The sequence below is a fragment of the Hydrogenophaga sp. 2FB genome (assembly GCF_005503365.1).
Taxonomy (GTDB): Bacteria; Pseudomonadota; Gammaproteobacteria; order Burkholderiales; family Burkholderiaceae_C; genus Hydrogenophaga.
This window is the reverse complement of sequence record NZ_SCML01000120.1, coordinates 1-1,661: the sequence shown is the minus strand read 5'-3', so window position 1 is coordinate 1,661 and position 1,661 is coordinate 1. Positions and strand designations below refer to the sequence as shown.

The following is a 1,661-nucleotide window of genomic DNA, read 5'->3' as shown; positions in this document are numbered from 1 at the left end:
GCCGACGGCTTGTTCAGGAATAGTGCTCACGTGTCCACCAAAAAGTTGAAGGTGGACACGAGCGTCCTATGCGCCTAACGCAGATTCAAGATGGGATGGCTGGACGCTTACCATCGCTTGGTCATGCGCCAATTGCATGCGGAGGTTTTTTTGGTTCGTCCGATTTGTCGAGTACACCCCAAAGAGTGCAAAGATCGAGCCAAGCAGCACGCCAAAGAGCGCAACAGCAGTGCCCAGCAAATAGCCCTGTGGACCCTCTGGTAGAGCATCAAAGTACGTCCAGAAATCTTTCCACCACTCCAAGAGGCACCTCCCGCTTTAGTTGCGCTAGATTAACCGAACGTGCCACGAGCCTCAGAGTTCGTAGAAGACAGTGCGCCAGTGATCGGACTGCCAATTCAAAGGTCAGCTTTGAAGCGACCCAGTTCAGAAAACTGTACAGCCGTCATCAGTCTTTAGCCGACCAAATCAAAACTTTCGCCCGAGACCAAGGCCCCCCAACTGTCGCGAAGTCACCCTCACGCCCTGACCACAGGCATGTCCTCCCAGCGCGTGGTGTACGCCGGCGTACGCCGCTCCTGCTTCATGGTCCAGTTGCGCGGCGCACTACCCAAGCCTGCGCTGGCCAGCTTGAGCGTTCCTCGTCCATAGCGCGCGTTGAGCGAGTCCAGGGCCGCCATGAGATTCGGTCTCGAGCCAGATGTCATGGGTGGGCTGACAGCCTCAGGCTCGCCGCCTTCAACGCCAAGGTCCAGCTCAAACTGCTCCGACCTTGACGAATCGATGTCCAGCAACATCACCCCCGCCTTGGCGTAGTCAAAGCCCGGCTTGAAGATCGCCTTCAACCCCATCACGGCAGCGCCGGTGATCGCTGCCGTGTCCGCTGTGGGACGGCGCAGCGGCACCACCAGCGAGCGGCTGTATTGAGCCGTTTGACGAAACGGACTGGTCCGGATGAACACGAGCACCTGACTGGTCACGCCAGCCTGAGCGCGCAGTTTCTGCGCAGCGCGGCTGCTGAACTCCGATACCGCTTCAATGAGCTCATCGAGTTCACGCACCGCAGCGCCGAACGACCGGGTACAGGCGATCTCCTGCTTGGCCGGCGCCACGTCTTCCAGATCCACGCACGACTCACCCTGCAACTCGCGCACCGTGCGTTCGAAGATCACGCTCCAGCCCGCGCGGGCCGATGATGGGCTCATGCGCTTCAGATCCAGCACCGTGGTCACACCTTGGGCCTTGAGCTGCTCCGCGATGCGCCGACCCACGCCCCAGACTTCGTTCACATTGGTGACGGCCAGCAGCGCATCGAGATCACCCACGGACAGTCGGGAGAGGTCTGCAACCTGAGCAAGTTCGGTCGGGTAGCTGCCGGGCTTCCTCTCAGCTTGCTTGGCGATGTGGTTCGCCAGCTTGGCCAGGGTCTTGGTGGGTGCGATGCCCACACAGGTCGGTATGCCCACCCACTGATTCACACGGGCACGGATGGAGCGAGCCCGTTTGGTGAGATCGCCAGCAATCCCGCTGAGGTCGATGAAGGACTCATCGATTAAGAGGTACCATGGCCAGTGTTGCATTTCAATTAGAGGGAAAGCTCTGTACGTAGAGGTATCCCCAACCGTTATCTCCAGTGCTCGTCCGTACTCAAGCAGTTCCTG

The 1,661-nt window shown here is 59.5% G+C and carries 1 protein-coding gene; it reads right to left on the bottom strand.

The window, feature by feature from the left end; all coding sequences use genetic code 11:
• Positions 1–518: 518 nt before the first annotated feature.
• Positions 519–1,661, bottom strand: a 1,143-nt coding sequence (locus FFS09_RS30455) for a DUF4113 domain-containing protein (RefSeq protein WP_137922641.1), incomplete at its 5' end; no start/stop codon positions are given.